The sequence below is a fragment of the Pseudaquabacterium rugosum genome, from assembly GCF_038066575.1.
In the GTDB taxonomy this organism is placed as follows: Bacteria; Pseudomonadota; Gammaproteobacteria; order Burkholderiales; family Burkholderiaceae_C; genus Pseudaquabacterium; species Pseudaquabacterium rugosum.
In genome coordinates, this window is the sequence record NZ_JBBUTF010000009.1 from 130,449 (window position 1) to 146,183 (window position 15,735).

The following is a 15,735-nucleotide window of genomic DNA, read 5'->3' on the forward strand; positions in this document are numbered from 1 at the left end:
TCACCGGGCAGGTGCATATCGGTCTATACCACCTTGCGGGTAGCTTGAGAGTCAAGAGAGACCAGGCCTGCACCAGAGAACAGGTGGGTGAATATGGCCTGCGCAAGCTTGGGCGGAACGGCATTTCCGATCTGGGTGAACTTCGAATCGGTTTCGCCAACTGGTATGAATTTGGCGTCAAAGGTTTGGATGCGCGCGCATTCGCGCCAGGACAGTCGGCGCGGTGTTTCAAGCTTCTTGCGCTTCGGGTCAGCTTCCAGGTGCTCGTACTGATCGGAAAAGTCCCAGCGTTGTTTCCACCCATCGGCGAGGTTCGACCAGGTCAGGGTCATTACCGGACTGGCGGGATGCAGTGTGATGTGCCTCCAGTTGGCTACGACCGTGAAAGCCGGGTCAGCCCATTTAGCCTTGCGGTTCCTGGACATGTAGTACCAGGAGAAGTGACCATCGGGATCATGCGGGCGCTCGTAGAACTCGCCTTCCGGCCACAGCGGAAGACCCTTGATGGCATCGCCATGTGAGGCGTACGGCAGGAGAGGGCCCGACGCCTTGGTCGTTTTGCCATGGGTTTCCTTTGGGAACTCAAAAACCTGGTTCAGGTCTTTGCGCACGCCGACGATGAATAGCCGTTTGCGCGACTGCGGCACGCCGTAGTCCTTAGCGTTCAGCAGCTTATATGTGACGTTGTAGCCGGCCTTGCCGTAGGCTTCGAGCTGTTCCTTCAGGAAAGTCCCGCTGCTCAAGGCTTTGAGGCCAGACACATTCTCCGCGACGAAGTATTTGGGCCGAACGATGTTGACGACGCGAAGGAACTGCTTGTATAGGTTGGTCCTCGCATCCTTTTCAGGATCTCGGTTGCCAGCCATGGAAAAGGATTGGCACGGATAGCCACCAACGACGACATCGGCACCTGGGAACGCCTGAATTCCTGAGATGTCCGCATGGCGGATGTCCGCCCCAGGGAAATACTTCTCCAGCGTCTTGCAGGCGTCTGCCAGGATGTCGTTCGAAAAGACAACGTGGCCGCCAGCTGCTTCCACGCCGAAGTCCATGCCGCCGCAGCCCGAGAACAGAGAAAGCACTCTGATCTCTGTACCGGCTTGTTCAAATGTTTTTTTCACGCTGTGTCACTTCTCTGCTGCGCATCTTCGGCATCGGTGCCTTGCGGGAGAAGGGGCCATTTGGCCTTCAAGTAGCCATCGATCGCATCCCGTACGACCCAAGCAAGAGAGACTTTGTTCTCTGCCGCGATCCTTTCCAGGACGTGGTACTGATCCTCCGGGAAGCTGATGGAGGCGCGAACCGTGCGCTCATGCGCGCCGCTGTCATGGCGTTTTGATTGAGTCCGCATGGCTATTCCCCGAACTGAAGAGCGAATTCACCATTTTACACCACAGTGGTGAATGCTGCAGATTGCCTTCCACTGGGCTTGGCGTGAAGGGCAATTGCATTAGCCCGCAACAGGATCATGCGGTTGCCACTCTGAGCACGGCGCCAAGTCGAAGAAGCCCTACACCGGCCCATGCGCCCGGTCTTCCGGCTACCCTTTCGATGTCCAGCTCGATATGGTTCTGCGCGGTGCGCCGCAGCCTGACCATGTTGTGTGGGCCGTAGGCGCGCAGGATCAGACACTCATCTTTCCGGTAGTTCACGTACAGCACCCAGTGGCAGGTGTTCTCGATCGACCCGTGCGTCCGGATGGTGGCGTTGAAGGCTTCAGCATCGAGGACGTCGAAGTTGCCCTCGCTGGGCGAGGCGCTGATAGCTCCGGTGCTGGTCGGCGGGGGCGGGGGCGGGCTAAAGCCGGTCTCGCGCTTCTGGCTAGCTCTACCGCCGGAGCTAGTCTTGCTGATTCGGCATCGGTGAGCAGGGCCGTCGGCTGGTCACTGGTGACCGGCTGTAGGGAATCAGGACGTTAGCGGCCCGTGCCTGCGCTGCCGTACGCGGCTCGTGGCGGACCGATGTTCCGGCTCCCTCGAAGCAGGCGCCCGACCACCGTCCGCCCGCCCGCCGATCCACAAGCTAGCCTGGCGGCCCGTTTCATGCGCTGCGTCGGGTCCGCCTGCGGCACACTCCGGTGATTCCCTTAGCCCGCCCGGTCCACGCCCATGCGCCACACCTGTCTCGCCACCGTCCTCGTCCTGCTGCTGGCCGGCTGTTCGTCGGATCAGCTCTATGCCAGCGGCCGCAATGCCCAGCGCAACACGTGCATGAAGCAGGCCGATGCCGCGGCCCGTGACCGCTGCATGCAGGATGCCGGCATGTCGCATGACGTCTATCGCAAGGAGGCGGATGGCGCCCGCAAGTAAGCCATCCGCCGGATCGGCGTCACCTGGGCCGGAAGGCCAGCCTTGCCGGCCGGGCATCGCCCGCGACAGCACCATGCCCCGTTCACCGTCCCTGCCGGCGCCGTTCTGGTGGCTGGTTCTCGCGTACTTCGTCGCCAGCCTCGCCCATTTCGCGCACAACGCCGAGTACATCGCGTTCTATCCCGGCATGCCCGCCTGGCTGACGCGCGGTCAGGTGTATCTGGCCTGGCTGGCGGTGACGGGTGTCGGTGCGGTGGGCATCGTCGCCGTCATCGCCCGGCTCAAGACCTTCGGTCTGTCGGCCATCGGCGTGTATGGCGGCCTGGGGCTGGCCGGCCTGGCGCACTACACGCTGGCGCTGTGCTCGGAGCACACGCTCGCCACCAACATCACCATCGGGTCGGAGGCCACGCTGGGTCTGCTCGTGCTGCTGGCCGCGGCCGTGCAGGTCAAACGCCGCTGGGCCGATGGCCTGCGCGGCGTGCCGGCCTGATCAAGCCTCAGGATGGCCGTTGGCCCGGGAAGTGGCCCCCCGTTGGCGGCGCAGCGCCAGGGCCAGCAGTGACACGCCGCTGGCCAGCATCCAGCCGGCATCGGGCTCCGGCACGCTGCTGATGGCCGTCACCGTGGATTGCAGGGTGGTCTGGGCATAGAACTCCAGGCCGCCGCCCTCGGCCAGGCTGCCGAAGAAGCTGCTGCATCCCCCGCCGCACTGGCTGTTCAGTGCCGAGGCAGAGACCGTGATCGGCAGGCTGAAGGACTGCGTGCTCTGCGTCGCGGTGAGCGTCGGCAAACCGCTGGAGAACACGTACTGGCCGATCAGGTCGTCGAAGGAGACGTCGTCCTCGTACAGGCTCACGATGACCTGGGTGAGGGTCACGGCCTCACCGGCAACCACAGGGGCACTGACGGTGAGGTTGGCCAGAAAGGTCTGGGCTGACGAGAAGCCGCTGCCGGGGATCGAGAGTGAGCTCGGCGTCAGGCTCTGGCTGACGAGCTGTGCCGTGGGGCCGGTGGCCGCGCTGGCGCCCACGGCGCTCAGCAGCAGCAGGGCCAGCGTGGTGGCGGTTTGGTACGTGCGCATGATCATGTCGTTCTCAAGGTGGATGTGGCGAACTGTGCCAACAGCCCGTGCCGCGGGCAGGCGGGCCACCGGGATCGACGACATGGGCCATCGGCGAGATGAGTCGCGCCAGCCGCCGGATCAGCGGCGCCGTGGCCCGGAGACGTTCGTTCGGATGGGGTGGGACGGGCGGCATGGGCACCGCCGGAATCGGCATCGGGGTGGGCCAGGCGTGCAGCGTGACCCGGTGCGGTCGCGGCCCGCAGATGCCGGAAAGATGACAGAACATGCTGGAGATGCGCTGGGCGCAGGTCCATCCGCAGCATCAGGCGCGAGCCGGCCCGCAAGAGGCCGTGCATCGGAGGCCCCTGAAACAGGGCCCTGCGGCCCCCCATTTTGTGGGTCAGACATCTGCGCAGACCATCCCGAAACAAGGGGATGACACTTCAGTCCGCCATCGTGGCGGTCCAACACCGATGCCGCGATGGCGACGCCCCGCCACGGCCGATCACCGATCGGCCGTGTACCCTGACGGGTCATTCACCGTTCATCCCCCCTCCCCCGACGCCCATGGCCAAGAAACTCCACCTGCCCGAAGACCAGATCCAGCCCCTGGTCACCGACATGGGCAACTGCCTCGCCACCGATCACGTGACGGTCAAGGGCAAGCCCGTGCGCTTCATGTACCGCGAGGAGCCCTGGAACGCCGACGACAGCGGCTGGCGCTTCCTGTCCGGCAACGAGAGCGACGACGAGATGGAGGACCCGACCAACCACGGCCTGTACCCGGTCAACACCATCGCCAACCTCGATCCCAGCGTGATCCCGCTGCTGCAGCAGCCGGTCGGCTGCGCGTTCGAGAAGGCCAAGGGCGCCGAGGCCTTCGTGCCGGTCCAGCCCTGGCCGCCGGAAGACGACGACGAGGACGAGGACGAGGACGATTGAGCCTGTCGCTGCCGGTGGAACAGTTGCGCATCCTTGCAGCGTTCGAGGATCAGCAGGTTGTGGCTCCAGCCGATTTCTCGCGCCAGTGGTGCGAGTTTTTCGGCGCCGCAGTAGGTCTCGAACAGGCCCTTCATCCGCCACGGGTTGGAGGCCGAGAACCCACCAGCGCCGCAAGCTGCAGCCCGGTCCGACCACGGCCATCCGGATGACGCGGCGAACACACCTGGCCCATAGTTTGCCTGCGACATCCCCGCAGGCTGACGCCGGGCTGACGCTCAGCCCGATGCAGGGATACTCGGCCTGTCCCTCCAGCCATCTGCCACCCCCATGGACCTGCCCACCCACCAACTCTCGATGACCGTGCTGATGACGCCGGACATGGCCAACTTCTCGGGCAATGTCCACGGCGGCACGATCCTGAAGTTTCTCGACCAGGTGGCGTATGCCTGCGCCAGCCGCTATGCGGGGCGTTATGTGGTGACGCTGTCGGTCGATCAGGTGATGTTCCTGCAGCCCATCCACGTGGGTGAGCTGGTCACCTTCCTGGCCTCGGTCAACCACACCGGCAAGTCGTCGATGGAGATCGGCATCAAGGTGGTGGCCGAGAACATCCGCACCCAGGTGGTGCGCCACGCCAACAGCTGCTTCTTCACGATGGTGGCGGTCGATGACGAGCGCAAGCCGGTGGCCGTGCCGGCGCTGCAGCTGCGCACGCCCGAGCAGCGGCGTCGCCACGCGGCCGCGCTGGTGCGCCGTCAGATGCGTCAGGAGATCGCGCAGCGCCACGCCGCGCTGCGGGCCTTGCCCGATCGGCCGGACAGCCCGGCGGCGGGGCTCGATCCGGCGGGCTGAGGCCCGGGCGATCGGCTGGTTACATTTGCGGGCGTGAATGACAGCCCTTCTTCCTCGCAGCCGGCCGGTCTGAGCCCGGAAACCGCGGCCGGCGGCCGTGCCGCGGCGGCGCCCGGCGTCGGCGGCCATGTGTGGCGTGCGCTGCGCGGCCAGGCCCCGCTGAGCCGCATCGCGCTGCTGCTGGCCTTGCTGCTGCTGCTGGTGGTGTGGCTGGCGGTGGCCGCCGCGCTGCAGATCAAGCGTCAGGACGCGCTGCGGGCCGAGTGGCGGCAGAACGGCAACCTGGCCGGTGTGCTGGCGGAGCAGACCTTGCGCGTGGTGCAGGGCGCCGATCAGTCGCTGATCCGGCTGGCGGATCTGTGGCAGCAGCGCGCGGTGACGCCGGCCGATCTGCCGCGGCTGGCGGCCGAGACGGGGCTGGCACCGCACATCCTGGTGCAGCTGTCGCTGGTCGATGCGCAGGGGCGCTTCGTCGGCAGCAACCTGGATCCGGACGGGCGCAAGACGGGCGCGGTCGATCTGTCGGCCCGTGAACACGTGCGGGTGCATCTGCAGCCGCTGGCCGGGCCCTCGCCGCGGGTGGCGCCCAGGCCGGCGGCCGGCGGGCTCTTCATCGGCCGGCCGGTGCTGGGCAAGGTGTCCGGGCGCTGGACGATCCAGCTCTCGCGCCGGGTCAACGGGCCGGATGGCCGGACGGCGGGCGTGGTGGTGGCCTCGCTGGATCCGGCCTATTTCGAGCAGCTCTACCAGCAGGTGGCGCTGGGGCGCACCGGCGGCGTGGCGCTGCTGGGCGCCGACCGCACGCTGCGCGCGCAGGCCGTCGGTGGCCGGGCCGAGGGCATGGGCAGCACGCTGCTGCCGGCCGCGGGCCTGGCGGAGCTGCTGGCCAGCCCGCTGCGCCAGACCGAGCTGAACCTGCACGGCGATGCGACGGCGCTGCTGGTCTCCAGCCAGCGGGTGGCGGACTATCCGCTGCACGTGCTGGTCTTCAGCGGCCACGACGAGGCGCTGGGGGAATGGCGCCAGACGCGCCACCTGCTGCTGCTGCTGGCCCTGCTGCTGAGCGCGGTGGTGGTGACGACGGCACTGGTGTTCGTCATCGGCCTGCGCCGGCTGGAGCGCACCAACCGCGCGCTGCGCCTGAGCGAATCCCGGGCCCAGGCGGCCAACCAGGCCAAGAGCGAGTTCCTGGCCGCGGTCTCGCACGAGCTGCGCACGCCGCTGACCTCGATCCGCGGCTTCGCCGAGCTGCTGCAGCTGCGGCTGGATCAGCCCCAGCTGCGCGAGCAGGCCGGCCTGATCCGCAAGGGCGCCGAGCACCTGAACGGCCTGCTCAACGAGATCCTGGATCTGGCCAAGGTCGAGGCCGGGGCGATGGTGATGCACCCGCAGCCGGTGGACCCGGTGGCCCTGGTGCGCGGCACGGTCGATTTCTACACGCTGGCGGCCGAGGCCAAGGGCCTGCAGCTGCAGCTGTCGCTGGGGCCGGATCTGCCGGCGCAGATCGTCAGCGATCCGCTGCGCATCCGGCAGGTGCTCAACAACCTGATGTCGAACGCGCTGAAGTTCACCCCGGACGGCGGCGTGCTGCTGCGCCTGCGCTGCGAGGACGGGCGGCTGCTGTTCGAGGTCGAGGACACCGGCCCGGGCATCGGCGAGGGCCTGCAGGAGCTGGTCTTCGAGCGCTTCCGCCAGGGCAGCGGCGACATCGCGGTGCAGCACGGCGGCACCGGTCTGGGCCTGGCGCTGGCGCGGGCGGTGGCCGGGGTGCTGGGCGGCACGCTGACGCTGCGCTCCCGCCCGGGCGAGGGCGCCTGCTTCACGCTGGCCCTGCCCTTCGGCCCGGACGCGACCGCGGCCGCCGGTGGTCCGCGCCGCGTGCCGCCGGTGGATTGAGCGGCATCAGCGGCCGGCCCGCGCCGGCGTGGCCTGGGCCGGCCTGCCTGCTATGCTGCGGCGCCATGAAAGGTCGCGGGCGTCTCGTCTGGGTGCTGCTGCTGTGCGTGCTGCTGCCGCTGCGCGGCGCACTCGCGGCGGCGATGGCCTGCGCGACGCTGGCAGCACCGCTGCCGGCCGTCGAGGCGGTCATTGAGGCGGCCGGGCACCCGATGACGGCGCCGGAGCACAGCGAGGCCCGCGCATCGGCCCCGCCATCGCCGCACGACGACTGCCCGCACGGCGCGGTGCTGCCGCCCACGGCCAGCGGCCTCGGCGCGGCCGCGCAGGCGGGTGATGCGGGTGATGCGGGTGATGCCGGTGACGCCGGCGTGGCGGCGGCCGGGCTGCCCCACGACGGAAGTCCGCACCACGCCAGCTGCCAGCTGTGCGTGGCCGGCTGCCTGTGGCTCCCGCTGCCGACCGACGCGCACGACTGGCGCCCCGAACCGGTGGCCAGCGGCGCACGCTTCCCGGCGCCTGCGCTGCCCGTCCTGGCCTGGGTGCCGGACGGTCTGGAACGTCCGCCCAAGGGCTGACGCACCACGGCCCCGGCGGCGGCATCGCGCCCGCACGCTGGCAAGCGCGCGCGGATGGTCTGCCCCGGTGCTGCCGTGGCCGCGCCGCGGCACGGTCTCCTGCCGTCCTGCCGTCCTGCCCTTTTTGAGCCCCTCGATCGGCCTGTTGGCCGACCGGGGGCGCCCCGACACGTTCTGCCGGCCTGTGCGCCGGCCCTACGGCCATGCCCATTCCTGATCTCGCTGCGCGCGCCCCTGCACGGGGCGGCCCGTCGGCCCATCCATCGGCCCCTTCATCGGCCCCTTCATCGGCACCTTCATCAGCACCTCCATCGGCCCCGTCACCGGCCGACACACCGCCCCACACGGTGGCCCATGCCCGGACCCCTTCGCCCACCGTCCCCGCCGCGCGCGCTGCGGCGGAGCGCAGCCGATCGGCCCGCCGGCCGGCACCCCGACGCGCGGGCCTCGGCCTGACGACGCTGCTGGCCACGCTGGTGCTGGCCGGCTGCGCCGGCTTCAGCCCCGACGGCGGCCGCGACCGCGTGCAGGCCCTGGCGCGCGAGCGCACCGGCCTGGACGTGCGCACGCCGCATGACGAGCCCACGCGCGCCGCCGCCCGCGAGCGGGTCGATCAGCTGCTGGGCAGCCCGCTGTCGGCCGAGGCGGCGGCCGAGATCGCGCTGCTGAACAACCCGGCGCTGCAGGCCGCCCAGGCCGGGCTGGGCATCGCCGAGGCCGAGCGCGTGCGCGCCGGCCGCCTGCCGGGCCTGACCTTCGGCTTCAGCCGCATGAGCGGCCATGACGGGCTGGAGATCGAGCGGGCCCTGGGCGTCAACCTGCTGGGCCTGTTGACGCTGCCGCAGACCTCGCGCATCGGCCAGCAGCGCTTCGAGCAGGCCCAGTGGCAGCTGGCGGCCGACACCGTGGCGCTGGCCGCCGAGGCCCGCAAGGCCTGGATCCAGGCCGTGGCCGCGCGCCAGCTGCTGCGCCAGGCCGAACGCGTGCACGAGGCCGCCGACACCGCCCACACCTTGGCCGGCCGCATGGCCGAGGCCGGCCACTTCAGCCCGCTGGAGCGCCTGCGCGAGCAGGCCTTCCGCGCCGATGCCAGCGCCGCCCTGACGCGGGCCCGCCACCAGGCGCAGGCCACGCGTGAGGCGCTGGTGCGCGCGTTGGGCCTGCAGGCGCAGCACGGCAGGCTGCAACTGCCCGACCGCCTGCCCGAGCTGCCGGCCCGTGCGCCGGACGAGCCCACGCTGGAGCAGACCGCGCTGGCGCGCCGGCTGGACCTGCAGGCCGCCCGCCAGGGCGCCGAGGCCAGCGCCCGCACGCTCGGGCTGAGCGGCCAGACGCGCTGGCTCGACGGCCTGCACGCCGGCCTGGTGCGCCAGAGCACAGCCGACGGCAGCGCCCGCGGCTGGGAGCTGGAGGCCGGCCTGCCGCTGGATGCACTGGCCGGCAGCAGCACGCGGGCCGAGGCCGCCGCCCGCCACGCGCAGCAGCTGCAGCAGCTGGCCGCGCTGGAGGTGCAGGCGCAATCCGAGGCGCGCGAGGCCGGCTCGGCCTACCGCGCCGCCTGGGAGCTGGCACGGCTCTACCGCGACGAGGTGGTGCCGCTGCGCCAGCAGATCTCCGAGCAGCAGCTGCTGCTCTACAACGGCATGCTGGCCAGCGTGTTCGATCTGCTGGCCGATGCGCGCGAGCAGGCCCAGGCCGTCAGCGGCGCCATCGAAGCGCTGCGCGCGCACTGGCTGGCCGCGGCCGATCTGCAGCTGGCGCTGCAGGGCCGCTCGCCCGGCGCGCTGGGTGCGCCCGGCCCCGCCACCTCCCCTGCCGCGGCCAGCCGCGGCGATGCCCATTGATGCCCGCAGGCACGACGCCCATGAGCTCCTCACGTCGACAGTTCTTCCGCAGTGCCGGTGCCACCCTGATCGGGGCCGGCGCCGTCAGCCGCGCCGGTGCCGCCCTGCTGCCCGAGGCCGCGGTCGAGACCTCCGCCGCCACCCTGCCCCCGCCGCCACCGCCCGACGGCCGGCCCTACCAGCCGCTGGTCACGCTCAACGGCTGGTCCGCGCCGTGGCGCATGAAGGACGGGGTCAAGGAATTCCACCTCGTGGCCGAGCCGGTGGTGCGCGAGATCGCCCCCGGCATGACGGCGCGCCTGTGGGGCTACAACGGCAGCAGCCCCGGCCCCACCATCCAGGCCGTCGAGGGCGACCGCATCCGCATCTTCGTCACCAACAAGCTACCCGAGGTGACGACGGTGCACTGGCACGGCATCCTGCTGCCCAGCGGCATGGACGGCGTCGCGGGGCTGACCCAGCCGCCGATCGCCCCGGGCAAGACCTGGGTCTACGAGTTCACGCTGCAGCGCGCCGGCACCTTCATGTACCACCCGCATGCCGACGAGATGGTGCAGATGGCCATGGGCATGATGGGCCTGTTCATCGTCCACCCGAAGGACCCGCGCCAGCACCGGGTCGACCGCGACTACGGCTTCCTGCTCAACGCCTACGACATCACGCCGGGGGCCGCGACGCCGCGCGTCAACACCATGCTGGACTTCAACCTCTGGACCTGGAACAGCCGCGCCTTTCCCGGCATCGACCCCTTCGTGGCCCGCACGGGTGAGCGGGTGCGCATCCGGGTCGGCAACCTGACGATGACCAACCACCCGATCCACATGCACGGCCCGCACTTCGAGGTGACCGGCACCGATGGCGGCTGGGTGCCGAAATCGGCCCGCTGGCCCGAGGTGACGACCGACGTGGCGGTGGGCCAGATGCGCGCCTTCGAGTTCGACGCGATGGCCGGCGACTGGGCCATCCACTGCCACAAGAGCCACCACACGATGAACGCCATGGGCCACGGCGTGCCCAACATGATCGGCGTGAAGCAGGCCGACCTGGCCGAACGCCTCAGCCGCCTGGTGCCCGACTACATGGCCATGGGCGAGCACGGCATGCACGAGATGGCCGAGATGGAGATGCCGCTGCCCGACAACACGCTGCCGATGATGACCGGCAGCGGGCCCTTCGGCCCGGTGGGCATGGGCGGCATGTTCAGCGTCGTCAAGGTGCGCGACGACCTGCAGCCCGGCGACTGGAAGGACCCCGGACCTTACGCCCATCCTGCGGGCACGCTGGCCAGCGAGTACACGGCCGAGCCGCCCGCGCCGGCCCGCGCCACGGCGCCCGCGGCCGACGCCCGCACGCTGCCGGTGCGCAAGCCCGGCACCACGTCCGGCACCACGCCCGGCGGCACCCACCATGGCCACTGACCTGAGGAGCTCCCGATGAACCGGAACCGGTACCTGACCCCCCTGCTGCTCGCGCTCACCCTGGCCCTGGCGGCCACCGGCGCGGCCCGTGCACAGTCCGCGCCCGCCGACCCGTCGGCCTCCGCCACCGCGGCCGCGGCCGCAGTCGAGGCCGACTGGGTCGACGGCGAGGTACGCAAGGTCGATGCCGCGCAGGGCCGGCTCACGCTGCGCCACGGCCCGCTGCCGCAGCTGTCGATGCCGCCGATGACGATGGTCTTCCGCGTCGCCGACCCGGCGCTGCTGGACGGGCTCCAGATCGGCGACGCGGTGCGCTTCACGGTCGAACGCCGCACCACCGGCCTGACCGTGACCCGGATCGCCCCGGCCGCGCGCTGAGCCGGCCCGCCGCCGCGCTCAGGGGGCGGTGCGTCCGTTGTCCGCCGGGGCCACGGTCTCCAGCCGGTAGCCCAGGCCGCGCACGGTGTGGATCAGGGGCGGCTCGCCATCGGCCTCGATCTTGCCCCTCAGGCGGCGGATGTAGACATCGACCACGTTGGTCAGCGGGTCCTCGCTGGCGCCCCAGACGTTGGCCAGGATGCGCTCGCGGCTGAACAGGCGGCCGGGGGCGCTCATCATCAGCTCCAGCAGCGCCAGTTCGCGCGCCGTCAGCGCCAGCAGCCGGCCACCACGGTGGGCCTGCATGCGCTCGCGGTCGAAGGTCAGATCGCCGACGACCAGGCGTGCCGGGCTGGCCTGGGCCCGCTCCCGGCCGCGGCGGGACAGCGATTCCAGCCGCGCCAGCAGCTCCTCGAAGTCGAAGGGCTTGGGCAGGTAGTCGTCGGCGCCCAGGCGCAGGCCGGCCACGCGGTCCTCGACGCGGCCCAGCGCCGACAGCATCAGGATCGGCAGCGCCACGCCCTCGGCGCGCAGGGTCTGGCAGATCTCCAGGCCGCCGAGGCCGGGCAGCATCAGGTCGAGCACCAGCACCGTGGGCCGGCCGTCGGTGGCGGCGTCGCGTGCGGCCTGGCGCGCGGCCTCCAGGCCCTGGCGGCCGTCGCTGGCGATGTCGACGCGGTGGCCCTCGGCGCGCAGGCCGCGGCCGAGGAAATCGGCGATGCGGGCATCGTCCTCGATGATCAGGATGTTCATGCGGGCGGCGGCGTGGACGGGCGGTGGACGGGCGATGGCAGGCCCTGCGGCGGCGGCCCCGCCGCCTCGGCCAGCAGCTCGTCGGTGGCGGGCTGCAGCGGCAGCCACAGCGTGGCCTGCGTGCCGCCGCCGATGGCCGGCTCCAGCTGCAGACGGCCGCCGTGGGCCTGGGCCAGCACGCGCGCGATCGACAGGCCCAGGCCGCTGCCGTCGGGGCTGTGGCGGCGCGCCCGGGCACCGCGGAAATGGCGTTCGAAGACCTGCGGCAGCTCGACCGGATCGATGCCGATGCCGTGGTCGCGCACGGCCAGGCACACCCCGTCGGCCGCGTGGCCGGGCCCCGGCCCCGGCCCCGGCGCAGCGGCGCGCCACAGCCGCAGCTCGACCCGGCCGCCGGCGTGCGAGTAGCGCGTGGCGTTGTCCAGCAGCACCAGCAGCAGCTGGCGCAGGCGCTGCGGATCGCCGGCCACCAGATGGGCGCCGCTGCGCGGCGGCGGCAGTTCCAGCTGCACGCCGCGCCGGCTGGCCAGCGCGGCCGCGGGCTCCAGCGCCTGGGCGGCCAGCTCGTCCAGGTCCACCGTCTCGCGCGTCAGCGACAGCGCATCGATGTCGCTGCGCGCCATCGCCAGCAGATCGTCGATCACGGTGCCGAGCTGGCGGGCCGTCTCGGCGATGCGGCGCAGCGCCTCGCGGTACTCGGCCGGCGGCTTGTCGGTGCCGCGCAGCGTGATCTCGGCCTCGCCACGGATGACGGTGGTGGGGGTGCGCAGCTCGTGGCTGATGTCGGCGAACAGGCGGCGGCGCTGGCCGTCGGCCTGGCGCAGCGAGGCCAGCGCATCGGCCAGCTCACGGGTGCGCACGGCGACCAGGTCCTCCAGGCGCTGGCGGTCGGCGGATTCGCGCTCGCGGTGCTGTTCCAGCTCGGCGGCCAGCGCGTTGACGCTGCGCGCGACGGCGCCGAACTCGTCCTCGCCACGGTAGGCGATGCGGTGGCCCAGGCGGCCGGCCTGCAGCGCCTGGGCGCCTTCGTTGAGCTGCTGCAGCGGGTCGCGCAGCGCGCGGTCGAAGTGCCAGGCCACGGCCAGCGCGGCACTGGCCAGCAGCAGCGCGGCGGCCAGCCACAGCCAGCGCACGCCGGCCAGCGTGGCATCGGCCGCCGCCCGCTCGCGCTGCACCGAGGCCGCCTCGATCGCGATGTTCTCGGCGATCAGCATGCGGATGTCGAGGCCCTGCGGCATGTCGAACATCTGCGCCAGCGCCTGCCAGGCCTGGGCCGGGTGCGGATCATCGCCCAGCGGGCGCACCTGATCGACCGCCTGCAGCAGCGCGACCAGGCCGGTCTGCAGCTGCTGCAGCGTCTCGCTGCGGCGCTGGTGCTCGGCACCGGCGGCCTCGCTGTCGTCGAGCGCACGGGCCTGGCCGACCAGGCCCTTGAGCCGCTGCACGGTGCCTGCCAGCGCGGCCTGCAGCTCGGTGCGCACGCCGGGATCGGGCTGCAGACCCTGCTGCAGCTGCGCGACCCAGGTGCGCAAACGCTGTTTCTGTGCGGACAGCTGCACGTAGCCGGTAGCGATGTCGCCGGCCACCCGGCCCCGCACGACCTGGCGTTCGGTGACGGCGAGCGTGGCGACGGCCAGCACGGCGGTCAGCAGCAGCACCGAGGCGAAGCTGATCAGGGCGACGGTCAGGCGACGGCGGAACATGACCCCGATTGTGCGGGGCCGGGTCGGCCTGTGCGCAGCCGTGGCGGCGCTGTCATCGGCCGTTCATCTGGCTGTCAGCGGCAGCTCATGCCGGCTTCAGCGCGGCGTCAAGCCGCCTGCATCCAATGCCGCAGAGCCCGGACGGAGAGGCCGGCATGCCGGCCACCCTCCGCCCCCGCCGGGCCCCCACCCCGACACGGCCGGGCCCGCGCCCGGCCCCTGCGACGAACCGTCCCCCGATCATGAAGACCCTGCAGTTCTCCCGCACCGCCTCGGCCACGGCCTCCACCACCGCGACCACCGCCGCCACCGCCGCCACCTGCGCGCTGGCCCTGGCGGCCGCCCTGGCCCCGGCCACCGCCGGTGCCCAGACCACCACCCTCGTCAACCAGGCCATCACCGAGACCGAGGTGCTGGCCGCCCAACAGGCCTGGTGTGCGGCCCTGACCGACATCAGCGCCACCTACGCCCGCAGCGGCAAGGCGGCCGCCAAGGCGCTGGCCGGCCAGGTGATCGACGCGGCCTACGGCTACCAGATGGGCGCCGTGCTGTTCAAGCCCACGCTGACGGTCAACCCGCAGACCTTCCGCACCACACGGGCCGGCGCGCTGTCGTACTTCGTCGGCGACGATCCGACCTACCCGAAGGACACCGGCTTCGCCCTCAAGGGCTGGACGAAGTGCGAGGTGGCCAACGCCGGCGTGTTCATCGCCGGCGACAGCGCCACCACCCTGGGCAAGGTGCACTTCACCGGCAAGGACGGCAAGGTGACCACGGTCGACAAGACCTGGGGCTACGTGAAGGACGACGCCGGCCGCCTGCGCATCGTGCTGCACCACTCGTCGCTGGAATACGACCCGAAGTGAGCGGCACGGGGGCCGGCATCCGGCCCCGGACCGGTCGGTCCGATCAGGCCTGTCAGTCCGGTCAGTCCGGTCAGTCCGGCTTGATCTGCGCCCGCGCCACCACCGCCTTCCAGCGCTTCTGCTCGGCGGCGATGAAGCGGGCGAAGTCGGCCGGGCTGCCGCCGATGCCCTGGGCCGCCTCCTGCGCCAGCTTCTCGCGCGAGCTCGCCTGGCGCAGCGCGGTGCCGGCGGCCTCGGCCAGACGGGCGACCTGATCGGCCGGCTGCTTCGCCGGTGCCATCAGGCCGTACCACTGCGTCATCTCGAAGCCCGGGAAGCCCTGCTCGGCCACGGTCGGCACATCGGGCAGCGCGGCCAGGCGCTCGGTGGTGCCGGTGGCGATGCAGCGCAGCTTGCCGGCCTTGATGAAGCCCATGACCGCCGGCGCGCCGACGGACGCGGCATCGAGGCGGCCGGCCAGCAGGTCGGTCATCATCGGACCGGTGCCGCGGTAGGGCACGTGCAGCATGAAGGTGCTGCTGGCCATCTTCAGGTACTCCATCGCCAGATGGCCGGCGCTGCCGTTGCCGGCCGAGCCATAGCTCAGCCGGCCCGGGTTCTTGCGCATCAGCTCGACGAACTCCTTGAGGTTGCGCGCCGGGCAGTCCGGGCGCACCAGATACAGGCTGGGCACCTTGGCCAGCAGCGAGACGGGCTTGAAGTCGCGCTCGGCGTCGTAGGGCAGCTTGGGGAAGATGTACGGGTTGACCGCCAGCGTGCCGATGTGGCCCAGGATCAGCGTGTGGCCGTCGTCGGCGCGCGCCACCTCCTGCATCGCCACGTTGCCGGCACCGCCCGGCTTGTTGTCGACGTAGACCGACTGGCCCAGCGTCTTGGCCATCTCGGCCGCGGTCAGGCGGGCGATGATCTCCGAGCTGCCGCCGGGGGCGAAGGGCACCACCAGGCGGATCGAGCGCGAGGGCCAGGCCTCGCTGGCGTGGGCGGCGTCGGCCAGGCCCAGGCTGCCGGCGCCCACGCTGCCGAGGGCAGCCAGGCGCTGGAGGAATGCACGGCGCTCGCCGTGGGTCGGTGCGGTCATCGGTCTGTCTCCTGGATCGGGATCCCTGCGGCTGCACCGGCACCTGCCGGCG

Annotated in this window: 16 protein-coding genes and 1 pseudogene; 10 read left to right on the forward strand and 7 right to left on the reverse strand. The window is 71.4% G+C overall.

Annotation, left to right across the window (positions count from 1 at the left end; translation table 11 throughout):
- Positions 1 to 23: 23 nt before the first annotated feature.
- Positions 24 to 1,121 carry a DNA cytosine methyltransferase gene (locus tag AACH11_RS11835; protein ID WP_341374436.1) on the reverse strand — a complete coding sequence of 366 codons (1,098 nt, stop codon included), beginning with the start codon at positions 1,119 to 1,121 and terminating at the stop codon, positions 24 to 26.
- A complete protein-coding gene (locus tag AACH11_RS11840; protein WP_341374437.1) occupies positions 1,118 to 1,351 on the reverse strand; it encodes a ribbon-helix-helix domain-containing protein in 234 nt (77 codons plus the stop codon). The genes AACH11_RS11835 and AACH11_RS11840 overlap by 4 nt, the downstream gene beginning before the upstream one ends.
- Positions 1,352 to 2,108: 757 nt before the next feature.
- Between AACH11_RS11840 and AACH11_RS11845 the strand changes: the two genes are divergently transcribed.
- Complete coding sequence (locus tag AACH11_RS11845; RefSeq protein WP_341374438.1) at positions 2,109 to 2,309, forward strand: hypothetical protein; 201 nt, start codon at positions 2,109 to 2,111, stop codon at positions 2,307 to 2,309.
- Between the two features lie 73 nt (positions 2,310 to 2,382).
- Positions 2,383 to 2,802: a hypothetical protein gene (locus AACH11_RS11850; protein WP_341374439.1), complete on the forward strand. Its 420-nt coding sequence runs from the start codon at positions 2,383 to 2,385 to the stop codon at positions 2,800 to 2,802.
- Here the strand turns inward: AACH11_RS11850 and AACH11_RS11855 are convergent, their stop codons facing one another.
- Positions 2,803 to 3,393 carry a hypothetical protein gene (locus tag AACH11_RS11855; protein WP_341374440.1) on the reverse strand — a complete coding sequence of 197 codons (591 nt, stop codon included), beginning with the start codon at positions 3,391 to 3,393 and terminating at the stop codon, positions 2,803 to 2,805. It lies immediately after the preceding gene.
- 549 nt (positions 3,394 to 3,942) lie between these two features.
- Between AACH11_RS11855 and AACH11_RS11860 the strand changes: the two genes are divergently transcribed.
- On the forward strand, positions 3,943 to 4,317 hold the full coding sequence (locus AACH11_RS11860; protein WP_341374441.1) for a DUF2185 domain-containing protein: 375 nt from the start codon (positions 3,943 to 3,945) through the stop codon (positions 4,315 to 4,317).
- A gap of 35 nt (positions 4,318 to 4,352) precedes the next feature.
- On the opposite strand, the pseudogene AACH11_RS11865 reads toward AACH11_RS11860, so the two are convergent.
- Positions 4,353 to 4,565, reverse strand: a pseudogene (locus AACH11_RS11865) (hypothetical protein); the annotation flags it as partial.
- 79 nt (positions 4,566 to 4,644) lie between these two features.
- Here AACH11_RS11865 and AACH11_RS11870 point away from each other — a divergent pair.
- The 6 genes from AACH11_RS11870 to AACH11_RS11895 all read left to right on the forward strand — a co-directional run bounded on the left by AACH11_RS11870 (position 4,645) and on the right by AACH11_RS11895 (position 11,283).
- Positions 4,645 to 5,169, forward strand: coding sequence for an acyl-CoA thioesterase (locus tag AACH11_RS11870; protein ID WP_341374442.1), 525 nt, complete (start codon positions 4,645 to 4,647; stop codon positions 5,167 to 5,169).
- 33 nt (positions 5,170 to 5,202) lie between these two features.
- Positions 5,203 to 7,065: a sensor histidine kinase gene (locus AACH11_RS11875; protein WP_341374443.1), complete on the forward strand. Its 1,863-nt coding sequence runs from the start codon at positions 5,203 to 5,205 to the stop codon at positions 7,063 to 7,065.
- Positions 7,066 to 7,130: 65 nt separating this feature from the next.
- A complete protein-coding gene (locus tag AACH11_RS11880) occupies positions 7,131 to 7,643 on the forward strand; it encodes a hypothetical protein (RefSeq protein WP_341374444.1) in 513 nt (170 codons plus the stop codon).
- A 347-nt stretch (positions 7,644 to 7,990) separates the two neighbouring features.
- Positions 7,991 to 9,487: a TolC family protein gene (locus AACH11_RS11885; protein WP_341374445.1), complete on the forward strand. Its 1,497-nt coding sequence runs from the start codon at positions 7,991 to 7,993 to the stop codon at positions 9,485 to 9,487.
- 20 nt (positions 9,488 to 9,507) lie between these two features.
- Positions 9,508 to 10,905 carry a multicopper oxidase family protein gene (locus AACH11_RS11890; RefSeq protein ID WP_341374446.1) on the forward strand — a complete coding sequence of 466 codons (1,398 nt, stop codon included), beginning with the start codon at positions 9,508 to 9,510 and terminating at the stop codon, positions 10,903 to 10,905.
- 15 nt (positions 10,906 to 10,920) lie between these two features.
- Positions 10,921 to 11,283 carry a copper-binding protein gene (locus AACH11_RS11895; protein WP_341374447.1) on the forward strand — a complete coding sequence of 121 codons (363 nt, stop codon included), beginning with the start codon at positions 10,921 to 10,923 and terminating at the stop codon, positions 11,281 to 11,283.
- A gap of 18 nt (positions 11,284 to 11,301) precedes the next feature.
- Here AACH11_RS11895 and AACH11_RS11900 read toward each other — a convergent pair whose 3' ends face one another.
- The gene (locus AACH11_RS11900) at positions 11,302 to 12,036 is read right to left on the reverse strand and encodes a response regulator transcription factor (protein WP_341374448.1); all 735 of its coding nucleotides are present in this window, start codon (positions 12,034 to 12,036) and stop codon (positions 11,302 to 11,304) included.
- Complete coding sequence (locus AACH11_RS11905; RefSeq protein ID WP_341374449.1) at positions 12,033 to 13,739, reverse strand: sensor histidine kinase; 1,707 nt, start codon at positions 13,737 to 13,739, stop codon at positions 12,033 to 12,035. Before AACH11_RS11905 ends, AACH11_RS11900 begins: the two co-directional genes overlap by 4 nt.
- Positions 13,740 to 13,981: 242 nt before the next feature.
- Here AACH11_RS11905 and AACH11_RS11910 point away from each other — a divergent pair, with 242 nt between their 5' ends.
- The gene (locus AACH11_RS11910) at positions 13,982 to 14,605 is read left to right on the forward strand and encodes a hypothetical protein (protein WP_341374450.1); all 624 of its coding nucleotides are present in this window, start codon (positions 13,982 to 13,984) and stop codon (positions 14,603 to 14,605) included.
- A 70-nt stretch (positions 14,606 to 14,675) separates the two neighbouring features.
- Here the strand turns inward: AACH11_RS11910 and AACH11_RS11915 are convergent, their stop codons facing one another.
- A complete protein-coding gene (locus AACH11_RS11915) occupies positions 14,676 to 15,683 on the reverse strand; it encodes a Bug family tripartite tricarboxylate transporter substrate binding protein (protein WP_341374451.1) in 1,008 nt (335 codons plus the stop codon).
- Positions 15,684 to 15,735: the final 52 nt, after the last annotated feature.